Here is a 21,130-nt window from a genome sequence, read left to right as displayed (position 1 = left end):
TATTCTTGTTTGAATAATTTTTCTTCATCCTTGTAGGATTGCTCGCCATGACCATGCTCAACCCGCACAAGCCGGACTTCGCCGACTTTGACGAGCGGACCCAGCAGATCTTCATCGCCACCATCGAGTTCTTCGAGAGCCACGGCAAGGCCTGGCTGACGCAGCAGGACCGCGACCGCGTCTGGTACGCGGAGTTCATCGAATTCCTCAAGAAGGAAAGGGTTTTCGCGACGTTCCTGACGCCGGCATCGGAAGCCGACGGTAACCCCGACAAGCGCTGGGACACCGCACGCAACGCGATGTTCAGCCAGATCCTCGGCTTCTACGGCATGCAGTACTGGTACGTCTGGCAGGTCACGATCCTGGGGCTCGGCCCCATCTGGCAGTCATCCAACACCGCGGCCCGCAAGCGGGCTGCCCAGCTTCTCGAGGCCGGGGAGATCTTCGCGTTCGGCCTGTCGGAGAAGGAGCACGGCGCGGACGTGTACTCGACGGACATGGTGCTGACGCCGGTCGACGACGGCTACCGGGCGAACGGCGGCAAGTACTACATCGGCAACGGCAACCTGGCTCGCATGGTGTCGGTGTTCGGCCGCCGGGCCGACAAGCCGATCCTGGACAGCTCGACCGCGCTGGACGGCGGCAAGCCCGACGAGGATTTCGAGGGGTATCTCTTCTTCGCGGCCGACAGCCAGCATGCCGACTACAAGCTGCGAAAGAACGTCGTCAACGGCCAGATGTACGTCGCCGCTTTCGATCTGGAGAACTACCCGGTCGCCACAGAGGACATCCTGCACGCCGGCAAGGGCGCGTTCCACGCCGCGATCAACACCGTCAACATCGGCAAGTTCAACCTCGGCTTCGGTTCCATCGGCACGTGTGAGCACGCCATGTACGAGGCCGTCACGCACGCCGAGAATCGAATCCTGTTCGGAAAGCACGTCACCGAGTTCCCGCAGATCCGCCGCATGCTGACCGAGGCCTACGCCCGGCTGGTCGGCATGAAGCTCTACAGCGAGCGCGCCATCGACTACATGCGGTCAGCGTCCTCGACTGATCGGCGCTACCTGCTGTTCAACGCCATCGAGAAGATGACCGTCACTCGTGAGGGCGAGAAGATCATCACGCTGCTGTCGGACACGATCGCCGCGCGTGGCTTCGAGAACGACATGTTCTTCGGGATGGCGCTGCTGGGTTCGACCGGTCTGCCGCGCCTGGAAGGCACTGTGCACGTCAACATGGCGCTGTCGCTGAAGTTCATGCAGAACTTCATGTTCCGTCCCGCCGACGCCGGACTGCTGGCGCTGCAGCAGCTTCCCGTCGAGTACTCGCCCAACGCGGCTACGCGGGCACTGGCCACCGGCCTACGTGCGGCCGGCTCGGCACTCATCCCGCGCGTGGCGCGAATTCCGGTGGCGCCGGCGGCATTGCGGTCCGACCGCCTGCCGGTGGTGCGCCGCCGTCGGGACTTCACCAACGACGACTTCCTGTTCCGTCAGGGTCCCAGCCGTGGCCTCGGGCGGGTGGCGTTTGCGGACTGGCGATTCATCTTCGGGCAGTTCGAGCACATCCCCAACGTCGCGGTGTTCCTCAAGCAGGCCAACGGGTTCCAGACCCTGCTGGCTGCGGCCACACCGACCGCCCAGCAGCAGAACGACGTCGATTTCCTGTTCGCGATCGGTGAGCTGTTCACGTTGCTGCCCTACGCGCAGCTGATCCTTGAGCAGGCCGTCATCGACCACACCGACGACGACGTGCTGGACCAGCTTTTCGAGGTTCTGGTCACCGACTTCTCCCGGCACGCCACCACGCTGCATTGCAAGCCGACCGCCACCGCGGCGCAGAAGAAGCTCGCGCTGGATCTGATCGTGGAACCGGTGGGCGACCCGGAACGCCTGGAGCGCATGGTCCGTACGGTGCGGGACCTGGCAGGTCGGTACGAGATGGCGCCCTAGTCGGACACGAACTGAGTGACGTAGGCACTCAATGGAACCAGCGAAATCCGGTCCAGCAGCTCCTGTGCGGCGGCGCGGTCCTCGGCCGTGCCCGTGCACTCGATGCGGCCCAGCAGCCAGATGATCGGGGCGAGCGAGCGGTGTTCGGTGACACCGGCAGGCAGTTCGCCGTTCCAGCTCGGCCCGGTGATGGCATAGGTCTGCGGCGTCGTCCAGGCGACGTGCTCGTCGGCGTCATCGAACACGTCGGCCCGGCCGGAGAGCACCTGGAACAGGTATCTGCGATCGGCGGCGTCCGGCAGTGTCAGCACCCAGGGCTCGGCGTTCACGTCGAGGAACCGGTCGACGTACATGGCGTCGGTGGTGCTCGTCCGCATGAGTTGCTGCAGTGGGCAGCGGCGGGGTGCGGTCGCACCTTCGGCGCGATAGGCCCGGCGAGCCGTGGGGCCGGCCAGGATCACCAGTGCAGCCATGGCGATGGACAACGTGCCGCACCACGGCAGGACATCGGCTGCTGACATGACGGCCGTGCTCCAATCCGGGTGTGGCCCATGGTTGGTCGCGGGCCGGGTTCGGTCCGCTCATCCCACTGTGCAGGACGGCGCTGCCTGAAGTCTTGACATCTAGAGACTGATTCTTGACAGTTCGGGACAGCGCCATCCAGGGCAACAGCCGAGTATCAGCAGGGGGCGCCGGGCGGCGTGTAGTACGGCACGCCTTCGTCTGTGTAGCAGGGAACTTCACCCGCGACATACGGGACGTGCGCCGCCGCAATGGCAGTGCCGACGGCGACGTCGCCCGCGATGTTGGTGCAGCCGCCGGCGGAGAAGTGCCGGCCGCCCGCGCTGGCGCAGACATCCGCGGCGGCGGTGGGGGCCACCGTCAACGGCGCCACGGCCAGGGCCACGCCCATCAGTGGGACGGAAACCAGTGCGGTGATGCGTGGTGTCATGGTGCTCCTTGGGTTGATCAAGGCGAAATCGGCTCGCGTCGAGTACGTTTCGTGGCTTACGGGAGTTTTGTCACGGCCGGTGGCTGCCAGGTGCCATCGATGATCGACGGCGGGTTCTGCTTCGGCCAGTAGAGGCGCAGCATGAGGTTGAAGGCGCCGGCGGGTGCGGGCAACCAGTTGGCCTGCTTCTCCGGTCCCGGATTGTCGTGCTGCAGATACAGATCCACGGATCCATCGGGGTTGCGGGCCAGGTTGTCGCGCTGGCTGAGCGTGAAGCGGTTGAGGGGATTGGCGACGAAGAAGTAGCCCTCGTCGTACATCGTCAGTGACCAGAAGCCCTCGGCGGGAGGCAGCTGGTCCTTGGCGAAGTGCATCACGTACTTGTTGGCGCCGTTGTACGGCTGGCCCGCGGCATCGGTTTTCGATGTCGGGTAGACCGCGTCCTGGGGCCGGTTCGCGCCCAGCCCGATGGCGGTGATCAACGCGCGCTGCAGGTAATCGGTGCCGTATTCGCCCGTCTTGGTGGTGAATTGCCACCCGTTGATGGTGTTCAGGGTGCCGTAGTGGCCCATGATCTTCGCGACGCCGTCCTTGGGTACGGACTTCAGCGCGGCAGCCACATCGGCATCGAGCTTGGTGATGTCGAATTTCTCGCCGGGCACGATGCCGATGCGGGCCATCTTCTCGATGATCGGCTTGTCGGCCGCGGCGGGCGGGTTGTCCTTCAGCAGGGCGGCAAGCATGTCGAAATAGGCTTCGGTACTGAGGTTTTCAACCTGGTCACGGACCGGGGTCTTCATGTCGATGCTGGGGTCGACCTTCCCGGCCGGCGGGGTGTAGGGCTTTCCGTATGAACTCAGCGGCACCAGCGAAATCTGGTCCTGCATCGCGTGCACGGCGGCATAGTCCGCAGGCGTGCCATCGCAGTAGATGCGACCCATCAGCCACACCGTCGACGTCGGCGACTTGTACTCCGTCACGCCCGCGGGCAGCGTGCCCTTCCAGTTCGGGCCGGTGATGGCGTAGGTCTGCGGGCCGGTGCCCGTCGTGCGTTTGCCGGGAACCTGGAACACATCTGTCCAGCCCGACAGCATCGGGAAAAGGTAGTACCGGTCGTGGGCGTCGGGCAGCGTCAGGATCCACGGCTCGTCTTTGACGTCGATGAACCCATTTGTGTAGAGCGTGTCGGCGTTGGGCGCCGTGACGTCGCGGAACGCGGCGTTCGGGTACTCCTGCATGCGCATCAGTTGCCCCATCGGGGCCCGGGGCGCCTGCACCTGGGCGACGTTCGTCATGACCCGCCGCGTCATCTCGACGGTGTTGAGGGCGTAGCCGTAGACGTACGCGTCGACCGCGATGGCCTTGGCCTCGTCGGCGGACAGCTTCGACGGTTTGCTGGATGTGGCACAGCCGGCGGCTGTGGCCGCCAGCGCTGTGATGGTCAGGGCAGCCAGCGTCCGGGTCCACCGGCGATGTCTGTGCAGCATACGGGAAGTGCTCCTATTTCGTTGTTGTGCAGGACACATTGCCTGTACCTGCGGCGCGACGCTGCACCGGCTGATCGTGGGATTCGACTGTGCTGCACCATACCGGTTTGTGTCTTGACATTTCGCGACAAATTTTTGACAGTTAGAGACATGGCGATGATCCGGGGTACGGCGCTCACGTGCTTTCCCGAGTTGGTTGCTGAACTCGGCGGCGACGGTGACGCGCTGCTGGCCGCGGCGCATATCGCGAGCGCGGACATCGGCCGTCACGATCGGTTCATCTCCCTGCCCAGCGGCGCCCTGGCGCTCGAGGCCGCGGCGGTGGCACTGCGCACTCCCGATTTCGGACGTCGACTTGCATTGCGCCAGAACATCGACATCCTCGGACCCGTCGGGCTGGCGGCCCGCAACGCCGAAACGGTCGCCGATGCGTTCGTCATCTTCGACAAGTTCATGGCCGCCTACAGCCCCGCGATCAGTGCCCGGATCACCGTCCCCGCCGGAACCGACCTGCGCCGCTTCGAGTTCGAGTACCTCCTGGACCCGGCACCGCCGCAGGCGCAGGCCATCGAGTTGTCGCTCGGTGTCACGCTGCAGGTGCTGCGACTTTTCCTGGGTCCGGACTACCGCCCGCTCGCGGTGCACCTGCCGCATTCGGCGCGCACCCCGGCCGGCGAGTACCAGTCCTACTTCGGCTGCCCGCCGTCATTCGGTGAACCGGTCGCCGGCTTCACGCTGCGCGCCGCCGACCTGGAGCGGCCGTTGCCCACCGACCGCATCGCGCATCAGACGGCCATGGACTACCTCATGAACACCATCGGTGAATCTGAGCCTGCCACAACGCAATTGGTCCGCACCCTGGTCCGTCAGTTGCTGCCGGGTGGAGCCGTGGGGCTGCAGGACATCGCCCGGCATGTCGGCCTGCACCCGAAGACGCTGCAGCGACGCCTGTCGGCCGAGGGCGCGACGTTCGGTGACCTGGTCGATCAGATCCGCCGCGAGACCGCGCAGCGGTTACTGCTCGATACCGAGCTGACCCTCGACCAGCTCTGCCGGAATCTCGGCTATGCCGAACAGAGCGTGCTCACGCGGTCGTGCAAGCGGTGGTTCGGCACGACGCCCACGGCCTACCGGAACGGCCGGCGCTGACGACTCAGCCGAGCCGCGTCCAGAGGCAATAGCCGGAGAACTCGACCGAGGACGCGGTGGGCGCCACGTCGAAGTGCAGCGTTTGGTCCGGTCCGCCGTCGGTCGCCACGGGCGCGCTGACCACACCGGCGCTGATCACCGCGCGCTGCTCGACATGGCATCGGTTCCCAGGACCGAGCGGCGTGCCACTCCACTTGCCGGACATCAGGTTTGGATTACGCATGCCCTGACCGTGCAGGGCGATGACGGGGCCGGTGCTCCACCAACGGTCGCTGGGTTCCGCGGGTAGTGCGACGGGCTGCCAGCGCCCTTCGTGGCACTGCAGCGGGGTGTTGGCGCCCGACCTGGGCGCCGGCGTCGTCGGCATGGTGGTGGCTTCGTCCGCCGTCGGCGGACACGGCTGATCCTGTTGTGGCGCAACGGGATCAGCCGCGCAGAGGGGCGCGACCGCGGTCGCCAGGGCGACTGCGGCCATCGCGACGGTCGTGCGAATCATGGCTACAGCTTCGTCAGATCGGTCTTCATCAGCATGACGTTGTACTCACTCCACAGTGACAGGTTCCAGTACAAGTCGGTACCCGTGCCCAGGGTCGACGGCGACCAGGGTTGCATCATGGGCGCGTAGATGCCGCCGTTCTGTTGCGGTATCAGCACGGTGGCCGCCGACCACGTGCCCTGTGGGGCGTCGGCGGTGCGCAGCACGACGTTGTTGAACTGGTCGGCGTAGAGCGTCACGTACTTGCCGAGCGTCGGGTTGTACTGCACCGACATCTCGCTGACCTGGTTGCCCGGCTTGCCGATGCCACACGCGCCGGTGTCCCTGCCGAACACCACGCCGGCCTTCGACGGGTCCTTGTACCAGCCCTGTTTGATCGCACCGATGCCGAACCAGCCGCCTGCGCTGCCCTTGTTGTAGTACTCGTACTTCGACACGTCGAGGATGTCGGCTTCGGCCACCCGCGAGATGTAGGCCGCTCCGCCACGGCCGTTCGGGGTGCCATACGAGTAGACGTAGCCGTCCCCCGGACGAACCAGGGCCGCCTGCTGGAAATTGGCGTTGCCGCCCCAGTTCTGGCGGACGCTCTGCGGTGCGATGGTCCAGTTCTCGCCGTTGTCGGTCGAGTAGGCCATCGCCGAGTAGTTCGTCGTCCATTGCCCGGGCGCGCCCCACTGCTTGACCGACATGAAGCTGAGGTACTGGGTGGCGCCGAACTGGGTGCCCGGCGTCGGCACCGAGATGCCGGAGGTCGGGATCAGCGTCACCCCGGACGGTAGACCCGCCGGGAGTTTGGCGGGCAGGATGATCTGGCGTGCTGTCGTCGGCGACGACAGCGGCGTACCGCCGAACATGTTGCCGTTGAACCACTGACCGGCCGGGATCGAGATGCCGTCGGCGAGGTTGGCATCCGACGAGCGGAACAGGATGTTGTTGAGCCAGTTCCCGGTCATGTTGGGGCCGCTGAAGGTGTCGCCGAACGCCATCAACACCTGGTGCTCGTTGATCGGGGTGCTGGGATCGTCGGCGATGCCGTTGTCCCACGCGGTGCCGACGTCGGTGCCCCAGACGCCGAACCGGTTGTAGGTGTCGTTGGGCGCGAAGTTACCCGTCACCCAGTCGACGAAACTCGTCGAGGGACTGAGCTGTTGACCCGGTGTGGGCCAGGCCGGCCGCGGGTTCATGACCGTGGTGAGTGCGGCCATGGGATTGCTCAGCACCTGGCCGGTGGTGGTGAGTGCGCTGACGACGTTCTGCGGCTTGATCGCCGTCAGGAGGTTGTCGATCTCTTTGCGCGCGAACGCCAGCACGGTCCACGCCAGCGTCGGCTGGGCCGGGCTGCCGAACGGGTTGAACGCCCAATTCAGCGCGCCGGACACGGCTTTCATCACGGCGGCCACCGGGTTGGTCGGCTTGACCGTGGGTGCGGTGACGTTGGGGGTGAGCAGGTTCGTCGTCGCCGACACCGGGCTCGGCGACGCCGTGACCGCACTGGTGGTGACCTTCATGACCGTGGGTGCGACGGCCGCCACGCTAACCGGCTTGGGCGCCGCGGTCTGCTGGGCGGCCAGCGGCTTGGCGGCGGGCTTGTCCGGAGTCAGCTGTGGACGTTTCGGGGTTTTCGGGACCGTCGCGGTGTCGCTCGGGTTGTCGTTCTTCGGCTTGTTCGTGCGCTCACGGCCCTTGGCCGGTGGCTTGGTGGGTTTGTCGGTCTTGGGTTCGGGCGTGGTCTCGGCCTTGGGATCGGACTTGGGATCGGCCTTGGGGTCGGACGAGCTGTCGCCGGTGCTGCCCGCGGCCGGAGTCTCGGTCTTGTCGCCGCCCTTCTTGGGCCGGGGCTTGTCGCGACGCGGCTTGGTGGGGCTGCCCGAAGTGCCGGACGCGCCGGCGTTCTCGCCTGTCGTGGACGTGGCCGCCGGGCCGGCGGGCGTTCCTGATTCAGTCTGGTCGGCCCATGCGACGCCTTGGCCCGATGCGATCGCGGTTCCGATGCCGAGTGCGACGGCGAGCCTTCCGACCCGGCCGACGTAGCGTGCGGCGCTCATCGTGTCTCCCTGCTGTTTCAGCTAATTAACTAATGGAACAACATCGGCTCGAACCGCGGGAGACTTTTGGACGGTTGTTTCAGTTTCGACACCGTCAGCGAAGCAGCCCGGCCTCGCGGAGTGCGTCCTCGTACAACTCGATGGCGTGGTCGATGCCGCGATCGACCCAGCTGTCGACGAAGGCCACCCGGTCGGCGATCAGCTGGATTCCGGTGGCCCAGCGCTCGAAATCCCCAGTGCGGCGCAGGATGTCGATCTGGACGCGGGTGCCCTTGATGTGGATGAACCCGCCCAGCTCGGTCGTCTGCGGGCGTAGCACCGTGACGTCGAAGCCTTCGATCCGGCCGTCGTCGACGAGGGCCTGCAGGTAGCCGCGGGCGTCGCGCAGCGCCGCGAGGGCATGCAGTTCCCGTCCCGGGGTGGGCAGTCCCCAGGCAATCCAGATTCCGGTCTCGGACATGGCGCCTTACGCTACGCGCGAGCCGAGCAGTCGGCGGGGAAGACGCGGACGCCGCATGGTGCGCGCCACCCATTCTCCGAGGGTCACCCCGGCGGCCAGCGTGCAACCGACCATGACGGCGGTGAACAGATTTGAGATGGCCGCCAGGGTCTGGCCGGCCATGATCTCGGACAGCCCGCGGTAGACGGCGAGACCGGGCACCAGCGGAGTGATGCCGGCGACGGCGACGATGATCGGCGGGACGACGGCGCGCCGCGCCAGCAGGCCGCCGGCCAGGCCGACGACGGTGGCGGCGACCGCGGAGGCCACGATCGGGCCGAGCCCCGCGTTCAGGATCGACCCGACCAGACCCGCGCCGACAGCGCCCGACGCGAACGAGGTGGTGAGCGCTTTCAGCGACGCGTAGCTGGCGAGCGCGAAGGCCGCCGACGCCAGGCCGCCGGTGAGCACCATGATCGGCAGCGGCGCATAGGGGAGCACCTCCTGCTGCATCGGCGGCAGGCTCGCGCCGAGGGTGCTGGTCAGTCGCAGCGCGATGCCCACGCCGCCGACCAGGCCCGCGGTGTAGACCATCACCTCGATGAACCGGCCGGCCGCTGTGACGGGCGCACCCGTGATGGCGTCCTGCACCGAACCGACGAGCGACAGCCCGGCCATGAGCACGATGATGCCGGACACGATGATGCGGTACGGCGCGACGATGGCGCTGTGCTCGATGGCCAGCTTGTAGATGAACGCGGCCGGGACCGTCGCCATGAAACCGCCCATGACCTGCTGGAAGAAGTAGGGCAGCCCGAGCTTGCCGAGAGAGACGTTGGTTCCGTAGATCGCGGCGGTGGTCACGAACGAGACGACGGCGAGCGTCGGGCTGCCGCCGAGCATGAGCGTCACCGCGGCCGCCATCAGCGCCCAACCCGACAGCGCGACCTTGCGTGAATACGGATGGTCGGCGGCGACGATGTGGTCCAAGGCCGCGCGGGCGGGCTTGAGGCCGAGGTGGCCGCGGCCGATCTGCCGCAGCAGCGTGTCCACCTGCTCGAGCCGGGTGTAGTCCAGCGAGCGGTACTTCACCGTGCGCATGTAGTTGGTCGGCGGCAGTCCCGGACCGCGGCGGGCAGAGACGTGGATGGCGTTGTAGGTGACGTCGACGGCGCAGTCCGGCAGCCCGTAGGTCGCGGCGACGAACGCGATCTGCTTACTGGTGTCAATGGCACCGGTGCCGGAGTCCAGCAGCACCTCGCCGACGTTCATCGCCAGCTCGACCACTTCGGTGACGGCGCGCTCGTCGCTCAGGTCGACGGGCTGTGCCGGTGCGATGACGGGCAGTCCCGCGGTGTCGGCGGTGGACGGCCGGTCACCGAGAATTCGCCGCCGCGCGGAGGCGACGCGATCACGCAGTGTCACAACAGAATCGTAGGTCCCAGGTGTGAACCGCCAGCATTTGCGCGGTGCCGTGTGCCAGATCACGGCCGGGCGACGTTCGGTTGGCCGTCGGTCCGCCGACTACACCTTGCGAACGCGTTCAGAGGGGAGTCGGCGTGAGGGACTTTCGGCCGGGCGGCCGATGGTGGCGGCGGTCGGCCCGCTGGTGGCCGGTGGTGGTGGCGTTGTTGGTCACGGTCGCCCTCGCGATCGCCGGCGAGCATTGGTTGGCGGTCCTCGCCGGTCACCGGCTGAAGTGATGCCCGCCGCATCACCGGGCATGTGCAGGAACCGCCGACCTAGGATTGAGGTCAGCGTGGGGCGAGGGGGATGAAGGTGACCGACGATCCGGTGATCGCGCAGTTGTTGCAAGCGGTCGAGCAGAGTCCGGACGCACTGGCTCTGCGCCTGCACCTGGCAGGACTGCTGGCGGAACGGGGCCGGCACGCCGAGGCGTTGACGCACTGCGGTGCGGTGCTGGCCGCCGACCCGACCGACACCACGGCGCAGGGCTTGTTGCAGCAATGCACCGCGGCGCTTGCTGCCCCGGCACCACCGCCGGAATCTGTTGTACCGCAACCAAAGCCATCGTTCGACTGGGAAGCGGCGGAGGACCAGGTATCCGACATCATCAAGCCGGCGTTCGTCGACGAACCCGCTCAGGCAGTGGGTGAGGACGACTTCGAGGCGGTTACCCGCAGCGAAGTCCGGCTCGCCGACGTCGGTGGCATGGACGCTGTCAAGAAACAACTCGAGCTCTCGCTGCTCGGGCCGCTGCGTAACCCTGAGTTGATGAAGGCCTACAAGATGTCGGCGCGCGGCGGTCTGCTGCTCTACGGACCGCCCGGGTGCGGGAAGTCGTTCATCGCCAAGGCGGTGTCGGGCGAGTTGGGCGCGAACTTCTATCAGGTCGGCATCGCGGACGTGTTGCACCGATGGTTCGGTGAGAGCGAGCGCAGCATCCGCTCGGTCTTCGACACTGCGCGGCGCAACGCGCCCTGTGTGCTGTTCTTCGACGAGGTCGACGCACTGGGCCACCGCCGGTCCGCGTTGAGCGGTACGTCCGGCATCCGGACCATCGTCAACACGCTTCTGGAGGAACTGGATTCGGCATCGGCCAGCAACGACGGTGTGTACATCCTGGGCGCCACCAACGCGCCGTGGGATGTCGACGCGGCGCTGCGCCGACCGGGACGTTTCGACCGGATGGTCTTCGTCGGTCTGCCCGACACCGAGGCCCGGGCCAGCATCGGGCGACTGCATCTGCAGGATCGCCCGATCGAGGGAATCGACCTGTCCGCATTGGCGGCCCGGACGGCAGGATTCTCCGGCGCGGATCTGGCTCATGTCTGTGACACCGCAACGCAATTGGCGATGGCGGACTCGCTGCACACCGGGCAGGTGCGGCCGGTGCGGATGTCCGATGTGGAGGCGGCGCTGCGGCAGGTCCGCCCGTCTACCGGTCCCTGGTTCGATACGGCCCGCAACGTCGTCGAATTCGGCAATCGGGACGGTACCTACGACGAGCTGGCGAAGTACCTGCGTCGCAACAAGATTCGGTGACCGCCGAAAGTGTCGAGGCCGCGCTGCAGCGGGCGCGGCTGTACCTCGACGTCGACAACCATCAGCGCGCCCGCGAGGTGCTGGCCGCCGCGCTTTCGACGGCGCCGGATGACCCGGTGCTGTTGACCCTCGATGCCCAGGCCGCCGTCGGGCTCGGCGACTACATCGGTGCCGAGCGCCGGCTCTATGCGGCACTGAAATCAGCCCCTGATGACGAGCACGCGCTTCGCTTGTACGCGTTGGCACTTCGAGGGCAGGGCCGACTCAACGAGGCGAAGTGGATGGCATGGCGGGCCGTCTGCGTCGATCCGAACGGGTATCGGACCCACCTGGTGTACGCCCAGATCCTGTCGGACGAAGGCTGGCTGGATGCCGCACTGGCCGAGGCCACCGAAGCGATCCGTCTGGAACCCACCGATCCTTCGCTGTTTGTCCTACGAGGGAACATCTTTCGGAAGATGTCGCGAACCGCCGAGTCCGATGCGGAATACACTGCCGCGCTGCAGCTGCAACCCGATCACGCGGTAGCGACACACAACCTGGCGGTCAACCGGATGTCGCGGGGCCGGCTGTTGGGTGCGCTGCGGGGTTTCCTCGGCGCCGGCACGCTGGACCCGGCCCTCGGCGGTTTGGCGCGCAGCAACATCGCGCTCGCGATGGCCCGGTGGCTGCGGTGGTGCACTGCCGGAGTGTTGTTCCTCCTGTGGCTGCTGCTCGTCACGGCAGCTCCGGGGAACACGCTGGGGCTGTGGCCGCGAGTCGGGATCGCCGTGGCGACTGTCGGTCTCGGCGCCGCGCTGGGAAAGCTGGTTGTCACCGTCGGGCGCCGGACCTTGGCCTCGGCGCTGAAGAGCGGGCCACTGCTGGCGGTGCGCCTTGTCGTCGTTGTTGTCGCGGTGATCTTGGGAGCTCTCACAGTCGTCAGCCCCCGCCAGTTGGAGGTGGTGCAGATCGGTGCGCCGATGCTGCTCATCATGACCCTCGTGCTGGCCTGGGTAGGTCGCTTCACGCGGCAGTAGGAGATAGGAGGGTCGGTTAGTACGACTGGCCGTTGGCGTATCGCTCGCGCCGGAAGTGGCGGCCGTTGCCGCGGTTGCGGCTCTTGTACGTCGGCAACTGGGAGTCGCAGTTCGGGCAGATCAGCCGCAGGTTCTCGCGACGGTTGTTCGTTGGGTCGCCGTCGATGTGGTCCAGTACCAACACCAGCGGCAGGTCTTGCCAGGTTGTGTCGCCACCGCAGATGGCGCAGCAGCCGGATTGAGCGCCGAGAAGATAATCCCGGATGTAATGGCCTTGATGGCTGTCGATTCGCCCGACGCCCGTTTCAAGCCAACGTTTCGTGCTGGCGTCGCTGCGGGCCGATGCCTGGCATGCGTTACTGCAGTAGACCTTCTGACTGCGCTTCGAGAGCGGGCTACCGCAAGCGAGACATGACCTCATGCGCGGACACTACGACGGGCCACCGACAAGCGGCTACGGCTATCTGAGCCCCCTGTCAGGATTGAACTGACGACCTTCTGTTTACAAGACAGATGCTCTACCACTGAGCTAAGGAGGCATGCGGTTCGAGCATGCCCGAACCGCCCAGAATCCTAACCCGTCAGCGTCACTGGCTGGATCCCGGCTGGTCCTGCCCATTCTGTTCGACGGCTTGCCGCGCGGCCGCGGCCTTGGCGGCGCGCTTGCCGCGTTGGCGGCTCAGTGGGATGCGCCCGGCGATGTTGCTCAGCGGATTCACCGCGTCGTTGAGCACCAGCACCGCGTCGTACAGCTTGTCGACGGTCGGAGCCAGCCCGGCGAGCACGGGGGCCAGCTGGTTGAGGTTGTCGACGACGTCGTTCAACTTCATCAGGGCACCGTCGGGTGCGGTGAGGACGTCGATCGCGCCGCCCTCGTCGAGCAGCCGTTCGGCGATACCGCCTTCGCTGAGCAGTCGGTCCACGAGGCCGCCGTCGGAGAGCATCTTGTCGACGGGCCCGCCGTCGCCGAGGAGGCGGTCGGCGATGCCGTCGGCGCGCAGCACGCGGTCGACGACGCCGTTGTCGGCCAACAGGCGATCGGCGATGCCACCTTCGCCGACCAACCGATCGGCGATGCCCTCCGGTCGCAGGACGCGGTCCACGATGCCGCCGTCGGCGAGCACCTGATCCACGACGCCGCCTTCGGCGAGGCCACGGTCGGCCACTCCACCCGGGGCGAGCACCCGGTCGAGGATGCCGTCGGTGGACAACACGCGGTCGACGACGCCGCCGTCGGCGAGGACGCGGTCGGCCGGCCCACCCGGTTCGAGCAGCCGGTCGACGATGCCGCCCGAACTCAGCAGCCGGTCCACCACACCGCCGTCGGCGAGGACGCGGTCGGCCGGTCCGTCCTTGGCGATCAGGCGGGCGGCGATGCCGTCCTCACTGAGCACCCGGTCCACCACCCCGTCGGGGGCGAGCACCTGTTCGGCGAAGCCGCCCGGGGCGAGCACGCGGGACAACGCGCCGTCGTCGGATGTCAGCTGATCGAGCAGGCCGCCGTCGAGCGTCAGCCGGTCGATGACGCCGCCGGGTGCCAGGGCCCGTGTCACGGCGCCGCCCTCGGCGGTCAGGCGGTCGAGGAGGCCGCCGTCCTGGCTGATCTGATCGACCAGGCCGCCCGGGCGGAGCAACCGGTCGAGCACACCGCCCGGGGCGAGCGCCCGGCCGAGCGGAGCGTCGTCGTCGATCAGTCGGGTGAGGCGGCCGGCCCGGCTCAGGGCGTCGTCGAAGCCGAAGATGCGGCTCATCGACGGGGCGACGATGGCCGGCCCGCCGCCGTTGAGGCCGCGCTGAACGGCGGTGACGGTGTCGCCGGCGATCTCGAGGCCGACGGTGGCGATCTTGATCGGCGCCGCGGCCAGGTCTGACAGGGCTTTACCCAGATCCATCGGCCAAGTGTATGGCGCCGGTCACATCTGATGTGCCCTGGTGCGGGAGGTCTGGCAAATGGCCGCGCGACTCACAGTATCTTCACAGCCACCAGGCAGGGAGGATTTAAGGCCTGCGAGGACCATGGCTGCATGGCCATGGCTGCAGTTCCTGAGGCGACCCCCGAAGCGCGGATCCTGGTAGTCGACGACGAGACGAACATCGTCGAGCTGCTGTCGGTCAGCCTGAAGTTCCAGGGCTTCGAGGTGCACTCCGCCTCCAATGGCCCCGCCGCACTCGACAAGGCCCGCGAGGTCAAACCCGACGCGGTGATCCTCGACGTCATGATGCCCGGCATGGACGGGTTCGGTGTGCTGCGCCGCATGCGCGCCGACGGCATCGACGCGCCCGCGCTCTTCCTCACCGCCCGTGACAGCCTGCAGGACAAGGTGGCGGGCCTGACGCTCGGCGGCGACGACTACGTCACCAAGCCGTTCAGCCTCGAAGAGGTCGTGGCCCGGTTGCGGGTGATCCTGCGCCGCACCGGCCGTGGTGTCGAAGAGCCGCGCAGTGCCCGGCTGACGTTCGCCGACATCGAGCTCGACGAGGACACCCACGAGGTGTGGAAGGCCGGCGAACCGGTTTCGCTGTCGCCCACCGAGTTCACGCTGCTGCGCTACTTCATCATCAACGCGGGCACGGTGCTGTCGAAGCCGAAGATCCTCGACCACGTGTGGCGCTACGACTTCGGCGGCGACGTGAACGTCGTCGAGTCCTATGTGTCGTACCTTCGCCGCAAGATCGACACCGGCGAGAAGCGCCTGCTGCACACGTTGCGGGGTGTGGGTTACGTGCTCCGCGAGCCGCGCTGAGACACTTTTGGGCGGACATCGCCAACAATGGAGTGATGACACGCCGACTGGGCGAGCGCAGCGACGGGAGATGGCGCGGTACCCGCGGCATTCCGCTGCGGGTTGGGCTGGTCGCCGCGATGGTGCTGCTCGCGGCCTGTGGTCTGCTGGCCTCCGGCCTCGCCGTCACCTCGATCATGCAGCACAGCCTGATCAACCGCGTCGACGAGACGCTGCTGGATGCCTCGCGCAGCTGGGCACAGGAACCGCGGCGCATCCCGGCCACGCCCATCGAAGGCCCGAACCCGGCGCGGCCGCCGTCGAACTTCTATGTCCGCGGGATCGACCCGGACGGGCGGGTGTGGATCGCCGTCAACGACAACGACGCGCAACCGGCGCTGCCGGACAGCAATGACGTCGGGCCCGTCCCGACGACGGTCGGCTCGATCCACCACTCCGACGTGAAATGGCGGGCCATGACGGTGCGCGGCCCGGCCGGGGAGTTGACGACGGTCGCGATCGACCTCTCCGACGTGGCGTCGACAGTGCGGGCACTGGCGTGGTCTCAGGTCGGCATCGGTGCTGCCGTGCTGTTGATCCTGGGCATCGCCGGGTACGTCGCGGTGCACCGCAGCCTGCGGCCCCTCGTCGAGGTGGAGCGGACGGCGGCCGACATCGCGGCGGGGCAGCTCGACCGCCGTGTTCCCGAGCGCGACTCACGCACCGAGGTCGGACGATTGTCGTTGGCGCTCAACGGAATGCTCGCGCAGATTCAGAACGCGGTGGCCTCGTCGGAGCAATCGGCGGAGACCGCGCGCACGTCCGAGGAGCGCATGCGGCGCTTCATCACCGACGCCAGCCACGAGCTGCGGACGCCGCTGACCACCATCCGCGGATTCGCCGAGCTGTACCGGCAGGGCGCCGCCAGCGACGTCGAGATGCTGATGAGCCGCATCGAGAGCGAGGCCCGGCGCATGGGTCTGCTGGTCGAGGACTTGCTGCTGCTCGCGCGGCTGGACCAGCAGCGGCCACTGGAGCAGCGGCCCGTCGACCTGCTGATCCTGGCGACAGACGCGGTGCACGACGCGCGGTCCATCGCACCGCGGCGGACGGTGTCGCTGGAGTTGTTGGACGGGCCCGGCACGCCGGAGGTCCTGGGCGACGAAGCGCGGCTGCGCCAGGTACTGGGCAACCTGATGATGAACGCCGTGCAGCACACGCCGGAGACCGGCGGCATCACGGTGCGCGTCGGCACCGTCGACGGCGACGCGGTGCTCGAGGTCTGCGATCAGGGCCCCGGCCTGTCGGCCGAGGACGCCCACCGCATCTTCGAACGCTTCTACCGCACCGACTCCTCACGAACCCGGACCAGCGGCGGCACGGGCCTCGGGCTGTCGATCGTCGACTCGCTGGTGCGGGCGCACGGCGGCGTCGTCACGGTGACCACCGCGCCGGGCCAGGGCTGCCGATTCACGGTGCGCCTGCCACGTATCGGCGATGCGGCCGACTCAGCCGACGGCGCCGAATCGGCCGAATCAGCCGACGGTGGCGAGGGCAGCGATGATCTTGGCCTGAGCCTCGTCGAGTGATTCCGGCGACGGGTTGCGGTCGACGTTGGCGAACCCGAAGTCGGACAGGTTGCGGGCCGGGAACACGTGCACGTGCAGGTGTGGCACCTCGAGCCCGGCGATGATGACGCCGGCGCGCTCGGTGTCGAAGGCCGAGCACACGGCGCGACCGATCTTCTGCGACACCGCCATCACCTTGTTGAACAGTTCGGGATCCAGGTCCTGCCAGTTGTCCACCTCGGCCCGGGGCACGACCAGGGTGTGACCCTGCGTCATGGGCTCGATGGTCAGGAACGCGACGACGTCGTCGTCCTCGTAGACGAATCGGCCCGGCAGGTCGCGGTTGATGATCATGGTGAAGACGGACGGCATGGTCCCAGCCTATTGCGCGACGCGGGTGCCCGACAGCCAGGGCTCGATGTCCCTGGCGAAGGGACTGTCGCCGATGGCCTCGTAGTCCTGCTGAAAAGCGTCCGCTGTCAAGTGCTTTCGCGGATTTCGGCCGGTCCCGACAAATCCCGCGAGCTCGAAGTCGAGGGCGCCGGACAATGACCTGTTGCCGCCGAAGTAGACGGCGCGTTTGACGGCCGCGATGGCGTAGGGCGAGCGGCGGGACAGGCGCTGCGCGGTGGCATAGACGTCGTCGAGCAATCCCTCGGCAGGGGCGAGCCGGTGCACGATGCCCGCGTCGAGTGCCTCACGCGCGGTCAGCGGGCGGCCTTCCAGCATGTGCTCCAGCGCGGCGGACATCCCGAGCATGGCCGGAAGTCGTTGGCTCCCACCGCCTCCCGGCACGAGGCCGGCCAGAATCTCGATCAGCCCGATACGGACCTGGTCGGCGTCGGCCGCGATGCGCAGGTCGCAGAACAGCGCGAGTTCGAACCCACCGCCGAGGGCGGTGCCGTTGATGGCCGCGATATAGACGACGCCCGACCGGTTCATCCGGGTGATGGTCCGCTTGAGGATGGCGCTGTAGACGATGCCGGTGCCCCAGTCGCCGCCACGGGTCTCGGTGGCCTTGAGCAGGGCGGGCACCCGCATGGCGGCATTGTTCAGCTTGATGGACCAGGTCACCGCGCGCGACGGCAGTGGCGGCGTCGCCATCTGGAAGAACAGTTGGACCTGTTCGGGTTCGGAGTGCGAGATGAACTTGTCACCGGTGCCGGTCAGGACGACGGCGCCGACCGACGGGTCCTGATCCGCGGCACGCGTGAGCCGGTCCATGTCCTTGACCAGCCGCAGTGACAGGAAATGGTTCGGCGGGTCGTCGAACCGCGCGGTGAGGACGCGGCCGTCCTGGTGCAGCGTCAGGGTTTCCAGGTTGAGTTCGGCGGTGCGTACCGGGGCTCGTCGTGGCACGGCGTCTTCCTAGGAGTTCACGGTCTGGACCAGGGCGGGGATGGGCCCGTCCGGCACGATGGTGAGCGGCGCGGTGATGGGGAACGTCGCTTCGCGCGACGTCAGCCGGCAGTGCCGGACGATCGACGCGAGCTCCAGGGTCGCCGCGGTCAGGGCGAAGAACTCGCCGATGCACGACCGCGGCCCACCGCCGAACGGCAGGAACTGCCACTGCATGCGCGAACGGCCGCCGCTGAACCGGTCGGGATCGAATTCCAATGGGCGGTCCCATAATTGCGGGTCACGATGCATGGCGTAGACGCCGACCATGAGCATGCTGCCGGCCTCGACGCGGAAGCCGTCGACGGCCATGTCCTGCCGCGCGATGCGCATCACCGCGGGCGTCGGGCCGCCCAGCCGCAGGGCCTCCTGGATGACGCTGACGGTGTAGGGCAGGTGGCTGCGCGGATTGGTTCGCAGCGCCGTCTCGTCGACCGCGGCGACCTCGGCCGCGACCCGGTCGGAGATCTCAGGATGACGGCCGAGTGCCCACAGGGCGTAGGCGAGCGTCGTCGCGGTGGTCTCCAGTCCGGAGGCCAGGAAGATGACGAGCTCGTGGCAGATTTCCTCGTCGGTCAACGGTTCCGCGGTCTCGGGGTCGCGGGCCTCCATCATGGCTCGGACCAGGGGCGCGCTCAGCTGCGGATCGGCGCGGCAGTCCTGCAGGATCTGCGCGGCGAGGTCGTGCGCCACCTTGTTGAACCTGACCGCGAAGCGTCGTTCCCGGGTCGGGACCCAGCTCGGCAGCTTCACCGGCGCGCGGCCCCGGTCGGCGATGTACTTGCTGATCCGGCGCAGCGGATCGACCAATTCGTCTGTGTACGAACCTGGTTCGAAACCCATGATGGTGCGGCCGAGCACTCGCATGGTGATCCGCCGGCTCTCCTGGTCGAGGTCGATCTCGGACCCGTCACGCCACGAGGTCGCGGCGTCGGTGGCGATGTCGTACATCTGCTCGTTGAGTTCGGCGATGCGCGCGGTGGTGAACACCGGTTGCAGCATGCGGCGCCGCCCGACCCATTCCTTGTGGCTGAAGTTCAGCAGCGAGCCGCCGTTGAGCTTCTGCTGTTCGGTCATGAACGGGAAGTCACGGTCGACGGCCGGGTACGTGGCGGTCAGGACGTCGCGGGCACCCTGCGGCGAGGTGACGGCGATGATCGGCGGCATCATCCACTTCGGCGCGATGCGCACGGTGGTGACCGGGCCGCCGGCGTCGCGGAACGTCTCACATCCACTGTGCGCCACCTGGATCGCGGCGATGCGCTCGCGCAGACTCAAAGGTACGTCGGGGGCGAGGGGCAGCCGGGCGACGTCCGGTGCGTCGGTTGACACGGTCGGCTCCTGTCGTCAGATGTCGTACCGGACACCGGTGTGGTGTTCGGCGGCAACCCAATTCGCGGTCATCAGGGCCGGGTCGGTGGCGGCGCGTCCGGCCTTGGCCGGCGCCGGTAGTCCGCGCATCCCGAAGAACCGGTCGGGTCCGTAGTAGCCGCCACCGTCAACGTCGTCCGCGGCGGCGGCGTAGGTGATCGAGAGGGCCGCGACGTCGGCCGGCTGGCCGATGGCGCGGCACGAGGCGCGCCACGAGAGGTCGCCCCACTTGCGGCCCGAGTGCATGCCGGCGTCGGTGTCGGCCCAACCGGGTTGTGCGGATACCGATTTCACCGTGCTGCCGGCGGCCGTCAGGCGGCGCTGCAGTTCATTGGCGAACAGCAGGTTGGCGAGCTTGGCCTGGCAGTACCCGTCGAACGCGGAGTAGCGGCGGGTACGCCAGCCCGGATCGGCGGGCATGAGCTTGCCGAATCCCGGCCGCCCGACGAACTCGTGCGCGCGGCTGGTGACCACCACGACCCGATCGGTGATCCGGTCCAGGAGCCGGCCGACCAACGCGAAATGCCCGAGATGGTTGATGCCGGTGTGTAATTCGAAACCGTCGGCGGTCAGGCCGTAGGGCACGTGACAGACGCCGGCCAGCGCGATGACGGCGTCGACGGGGCCGCAGGATGCCGCCGCGGACTTGACGGAGTCCAGGCTGGCCAAGTCGAGGTTCAGAGTCTCTGCGGCAGAACCGATTTCGGCGGCCAGTGCCTCGGCCTGTGCGGGACGGCGGCACGCCAGGATGACCCGGGCGCCGGCGGCCGCCAGGTGTCGCGCGGTGGCGGCACCGAGGCCGCCGTTGGCGCCGGTGATCAGGATCGTGCGGCCGGTCTGGTCAGGAATGTGGGCGCTGAGCCAGTCTTCGGCGCCGGTCGACCGCGCCATCTAGCCGCGGGCCCACTTGGGCTGGATGAAGACGCCTTCGGCTTCGATGGTGACGCCCTGGTCGTCGGCGATGTGGGCGACCCCGTAGGCCTTGAAGCCCTCGGTGCGCACGATGCGGGCCTCGGCCCGCAGCTTGCCCAGCGGGGTGGGTCGCACGTACTTCACGTTGATGGTGCCGGTGAACCGGGTGGTGCCGTCGTTCGATGCCACCTCACCCAGCACGTGGTCGAGGATCATGGCGCAGACGCCGCCGTGCGCGTGGTTGGGCGGGCCCTCGTAGGCGGCGCCGAGGGAGAACTCGGACCAGACGTAGTCGGTGGCCTCGAGGACGACCGTCAGCGGCGGCGCGACCGGGTTCCGCACGCCCACAACGGCATTGGTCCACGGCAGCCATTCGCCTTCGGTGGTGAAGCGCAGGCCCCACGTCTTCTCCAGTTGCTTGGAGCGCAAACGCGCGGTGGCCGAATCGATTTCGGCTTTCGCGGCCGCGATGACGTCGGCATCGGCGTCGCTGCGGGCGGTCGCGTCCATCAGTTCGCGGACCGACTGGGTCAGGGGCTCGAATACGGAACGGAGGCGCTGCGCTTCCTCCGGGCTGAGGGTGTCGGTGCTGAAGTCGAGCATGTCGCTA

21 protein-coding genes and 1 tRNA gene are annotated in these 21,130 nt (G+C 67.7%); 7 read left to right on the top strand and 15 right to left on the bottom strand.

The features are described 5' to 3' along the window. The first annotated feature begins 47 nt into the window (after positions 1-47). A complete protein-coding gene (locus tag ACJH6I_RS21280; RefSeq protein ID WP_406784459.1) occupies positions 48-1,955 on the top strand; it encodes an acyl-CoA dehydrogenase in 1,908 nt (635 codons plus the stop codon). On the opposite strand, the gene ACJH6I_RS21275 is transcribed toward ACJH6I_RS21280, so the two are convergent. From ACJH6I_RS21275 to ACJH6I_RS21265, 3 genes are all read right to left on the bottom strand, one after another. After that, positions 1,952-2,476: a DUF1254 domain-containing protein gene (locus ACJH6I_RS21275; protein WP_406784458.1), complete on the bottom strand. Its 525-nt coding sequence runs from the start codon at positions 2,474-2,476 to the stop codon at positions 1,952-1,954. The genes ACJH6I_RS21280 and ACJH6I_RS21275 overlap by 4 nt on opposite strands. A gap of 158 nt (positions 2,477-2,634) precedes the next feature. After that, the gene (locus tag ACJH6I_RS21270; protein WP_212808167.1) at positions 2,635-2,907 is read right to left on the bottom strand and encodes a hypothetical protein; all 273 of its coding nucleotides are present in this window, start codon (positions 2,905-2,907) and stop codon (positions 2,635-2,637) included. 56 nt (positions 2,908-2,963) lie between these two features. After that, the gene (locus ACJH6I_RS21265) at positions 2,964-4,394 is read right to left on the bottom strand and encodes a DUF1254 domain-containing protein (RefSeq protein WP_318984652.1); all 1,431 of its coding nucleotides are present in this window, start codon (positions 4,392-4,394) and stop codon (positions 2,964-2,966) included. Between the two features lie 150 nt (positions 4,395-4,544). On the opposite strand from ACJH6I_RS21265, the gene ACJH6I_RS21260 reads away from it, so the two are divergent. Then, a complete protein-coding gene (locus ACJH6I_RS21260) occupies positions 4,545-5,543 on the top strand; it encodes an AraC family transcriptional regulator (RefSeq protein WP_212808169.1) in 999 nt (332 codons plus the stop codon). A 4-nt stretch (positions 5,544-5,547) separates the two neighbouring features. Here ACJH6I_RS21260 and ACJH6I_RS21255 read toward each other — a convergent pair whose 3' ends face one another. The 4 genes from ACJH6I_RS21255 to ACJH6I_RS21240 all read right to left on the bottom strand — a co-directional run bounded on the left by ACJH6I_RS21255 (position 5,548) and on the right by ACJH6I_RS21240 (position 9,948). Beyond that, a complete protein-coding gene (locus ACJH6I_RS21255; RefSeq protein ID WP_212808170.1) occupies positions 5,548-6,039 on the bottom strand; it encodes a hypothetical protein in 492 nt (163 codons plus the stop codon). A gap of 2 nt (positions 6,040-6,041) precedes the next feature. Next, a complete protein-coding gene (locus tag ACJH6I_RS21250) occupies positions 6,042-8,084 on the bottom strand; it encodes a DUF4185 domain-containing protein (protein ID WP_318984651.1) in 2,043 nt (680 codons plus the stop codon). 94 nt (positions 8,085-8,178) lie between these two features. Further along, positions 8,179-8,544, bottom strand: a complete 366-nt coding sequence (locus tag ACJH6I_RS21245; protein ID WP_212808172.1) for a hypothetical protein — start codon at positions 8,542-8,544, stop codon at positions 8,179-8,181. Positions 8,545-8,550: 6 nt separating this feature from the next. Next, the gene (locus ACJH6I_RS21240; protein ID WP_212808173.1) at positions 8,551-9,948 is read right to left on the bottom strand and encodes a threonine/serine exporter ThrE family protein; all 1,398 of its coding nucleotides are present in this window, start codon (positions 9,946-9,948) and stop codon (positions 8,551-8,553) included. A 134-nt stretch (positions 9,949-10,082) separates the two neighbouring features. Between ACJH6I_RS21240 and ACJH6I_RS21235 the strand changes: the two genes are divergently transcribed. The 3 genes from ACJH6I_RS21235 to ACJH6I_RS21225 all read left to right on the top strand — a co-directional run bounded on the left by ACJH6I_RS21235 (position 10,083) and on the right by ACJH6I_RS21225 (position 12,548). Further along, a complete protein-coding gene (locus tag ACJH6I_RS21235) occupies positions 10,083-10,226 on the top strand; it encodes a hypothetical protein (protein WP_212808174.1) in 144 nt (47 codons plus the stop codon). A gap of 76 nt (positions 10,227-10,302) precedes the next feature. Next, on the top strand, positions 10,303-11,529 hold the full coding sequence (locus ACJH6I_RS21230) for a 26S protease regulatory subunit (protein WP_212808175.1): 1,227 nt from the start codon (positions 10,303-10,305) through the stop codon (positions 11,527-11,529). Further along, positions 11,526-12,548, top strand: a complete 1,023-nt coding sequence (locus ACJH6I_RS21225) for a tetratricopeptide repeat protein (protein WP_318984650.1) — start codon at positions 11,526-11,528, stop codon at positions 12,546-12,548. The genes ACJH6I_RS21230 and ACJH6I_RS21225 overlap by 4 nt, the downstream gene beginning before the upstream one ends. Positions 12,549-12,564: 16 nt before the next feature. Here ACJH6I_RS21225 and ACJH6I_RS21220 read toward each other — a convergent pair whose 3' ends face one another. The 3 genes from ACJH6I_RS21220 to ACJH6I_RS21210 form a co-directional block, all read right to left on the bottom strand. Continuing rightward, complete coding sequence (locus tag ACJH6I_RS21220; RefSeq protein ID WP_318984649.1) at positions 12,565-12,969, bottom strand: HNH endonuclease; 405 nt, start codon at positions 12,967-12,969, stop codon at positions 12,565-12,567. A gap of 46 nt (positions 12,970-13,015) precedes the next feature. Next, positions 13,016-13,087 (bottom strand) — tRNA-Thr (locus ACJH6I_RS21215). Between the two features lie 48 nt (positions 13,088-13,135). Next, the gene (locus ACJH6I_RS21210) at positions 13,136-14,440 is read right to left on the bottom strand and encodes a hypothetical protein (RefSeq protein ID WP_318984648.1); all 1,305 of its coding nucleotides are present in this window, start codon (positions 14,438-14,440) and stop codon (positions 13,136-13,138) included. A 132-nt stretch (positions 14,441-14,572) separates the two neighbouring features. Between ACJH6I_RS21210 and ACJH6I_RS21205 the strand changes: the two genes are divergently transcribed. Both ACJH6I_RS21205 and ACJH6I_RS21200 read left to right on the top strand, forming a co-directional pair. Then, positions 14,573-15,292, top strand: a complete 720-nt coding sequence (locus ACJH6I_RS21205) for a response regulator transcription factor (RefSeq protein WP_020098732.1) — start codon at positions 14,573-14,575, stop codon at positions 15,290-15,292. A 35-nt stretch (positions 15,293-15,327) separates the two neighbouring features. Beyond that, positions 15,328-16,860, top strand: coding sequence for a HAMP domain-containing sensor histidine kinase (locus tag ACJH6I_RS21200; RefSeq protein ID WP_318984647.1), 1,533 nt, complete (start codon positions 15,328-15,330; stop codon positions 16,858-16,860). Here ACJH6I_RS21200 and ACJH6I_RS21195 read toward each other — a convergent pair. From ACJH6I_RS21195 to ACJH6I_RS21175, 5 genes are read right to left on the bottom strand one after another with little or no spacing between them, the layout of a single operon-like run. Beyond that, entirely contained in the window at positions 16,807-17,211 is a 405-nt protein-coding gene (locus ACJH6I_RS21195) for an HIT family protein (protein WP_212808180.1), read from the bottom strand. The two genes, ACJH6I_RS21200 and ACJH6I_RS21195, sit on opposite strands and share 54 nt — an antisense overlap. 9 nt (positions 17,212-17,220) lie before the next feature. Continuing rightward, positions 17,221-18,198: an enoyl-CoA hydratase/isomerase family protein gene (locus ACJH6I_RS21190; protein ID WP_318984646.1), complete on the bottom strand. Its 978-nt coding sequence runs from the start codon at positions 18,196-18,198 to the stop codon at positions 17,221-17,223. Positions 18,199-18,207: 9 nt separating this feature from the next. Next, entirely contained in the window at positions 18,208-19,569 is a 1,362-nt protein-coding gene (locus ACJH6I_RS21185) for a cytochrome P450 (RefSeq protein ID WP_318984645.1), read from the bottom strand. A gap of 15 nt (positions 19,570-19,584) precedes the next feature. After that, positions 19,585-20,499: an SDR family NAD(P)-dependent oxidoreductase gene (locus tag ACJH6I_RS21180; protein ID WP_318984644.1), complete on the bottom strand. Its 915-nt coding sequence runs from the start codon at positions 20,497-20,499 to the stop codon at positions 19,585-19,587. Continuing rightward, positions 20,500-21,123: a PaaI family thioesterase gene (locus ACJH6I_RS21175; protein ID WP_318984643.1), complete on the bottom strand. Its 624-nt coding sequence runs from the start codon at positions 21,121-21,123 to the stop codon at positions 20,500-20,502. Positions 21,124-21,130: the final 7 nt, after the last annotated feature.

The organism is Mycobacterium sp. SMC-13, assembly GCF_045311035.1.
GTDB lineage: Bacteria > Actinomycetota > Actinomycetes > Mycobacteriales > Mycobacteriaceae > Mycobacterium.
The sequence above is the reverse complement of the archived record's forward strand: the minus strand, read 5'-3'. Positions and strand labels throughout refer to the sequence as shown.

Excerpts from the sequence above, each read along its gene's own strand:
- ACJH6I_RS21195 (WP_212808180.1), bottom strand. The coding sequence starts at position 17,211 with ATGCCGTCCGTCTTCACCATGATCATCAACCGCGACCTGCCGGGCCGA.
- ACJH6I_RS21180 (WP_318984644.1), bottom strand. The coding sequence starts at position 20,499 with ATGGCGCGGTCGACCGGCGCCGAAGACTGGCTCAGCGCCCACATTCCT.
- ACJH6I_RS21245 (WP_212808172.1), bottom strand. The coding sequence starts at position 8,544 with ATGTCCGAGACCGGAATCTGGATTGCCTGGGGACTGCCCACCCCGGGA.
- ACJH6I_RS21250 (WP_318984651.1), bottom strand. The coding sequence starts at position 8,084 with ATGAGCGCCGCACGCTACGTCGGCCGGGTCGGAAGGCTCGCCGTCGCA.
- ACJH6I_RS21280 (WP_406784459.1), top strand. The coding sequence starts at position 48 with ATGACCATGCTCAACCCGCACAAGCCGGACTTCGCCGACTTTGACGAG.
- ACJH6I_RS21220 (WP_318984649.1), bottom strand. The coding sequence starts at position 12,969 with ATGAGGTCATGTCTCGCTTGCGGTAGCCCGCTCTCGAAGCGCAGTCAG.
- ACJH6I_RS21210 (WP_318984648.1), bottom strand. The coding sequence starts at position 14,440 with ATGGATCTGGGTAAAGCCCTGTCAGACCTGGCCGCGGCGCCGATCAAG.
- ACJH6I_RS21275 (WP_406784458.1), bottom strand. The coding sequence starts at position 2,476 with ATGTCAGCAGCCGATGTCCTGCCGTGGTGCGGCACGTTGTCCATCGCC.
- ACJH6I_RS21205 (WP_020098732.1), top strand. The coding sequence starts at position 14,573 with ATGGCCATGGCTGCAGTTCCTGAGGCGACCCCCGAAGCGCGGATCCTG.
- ACJH6I_RS21255 (WP_212808170.1), bottom strand. The coding sequence starts at position 6,039 with ATGATTCGCACGACCGTCGCGATGGCCGCAGTCGCCCTGGCGACCGCG.
- ACJH6I_RS21265 (WP_318984652.1), bottom strand. The coding sequence starts at position 4,394 with ATGCTGCACAGACATCGCCGGTGGACCCGGACGCTGGCTGCCCTGACC.
- ACJH6I_RS21200 (WP_318984647.1), top strand. The coding sequence starts at position 15,328 with ATGACACGCCGACTGGGCGAGCGCAGCGACGGGAGATGGCGCGGTACC.
- ACJH6I_RS21175 (WP_318984643.1), bottom strand. The coding sequence starts at position 21,123 with ATGCTCGACTTCAGCACCGACACCCTCAGCCCGGAGGAAGCGCAGCGC.
- ACJH6I_RS21260 (WP_212808169.1), top strand. The coding sequence starts at position 4,545 with ATGGCGATGATCCGGGGTACGGCGCTCACGTGCTTTCCCGAGTTGGTT.
- ACJH6I_RS21270 (WP_212808167.1), bottom strand. The coding sequence starts at position 2,907 with ATGACACCACGCATCACCGCACTGGTTTCCGTCCCACTGATGGGCGTG.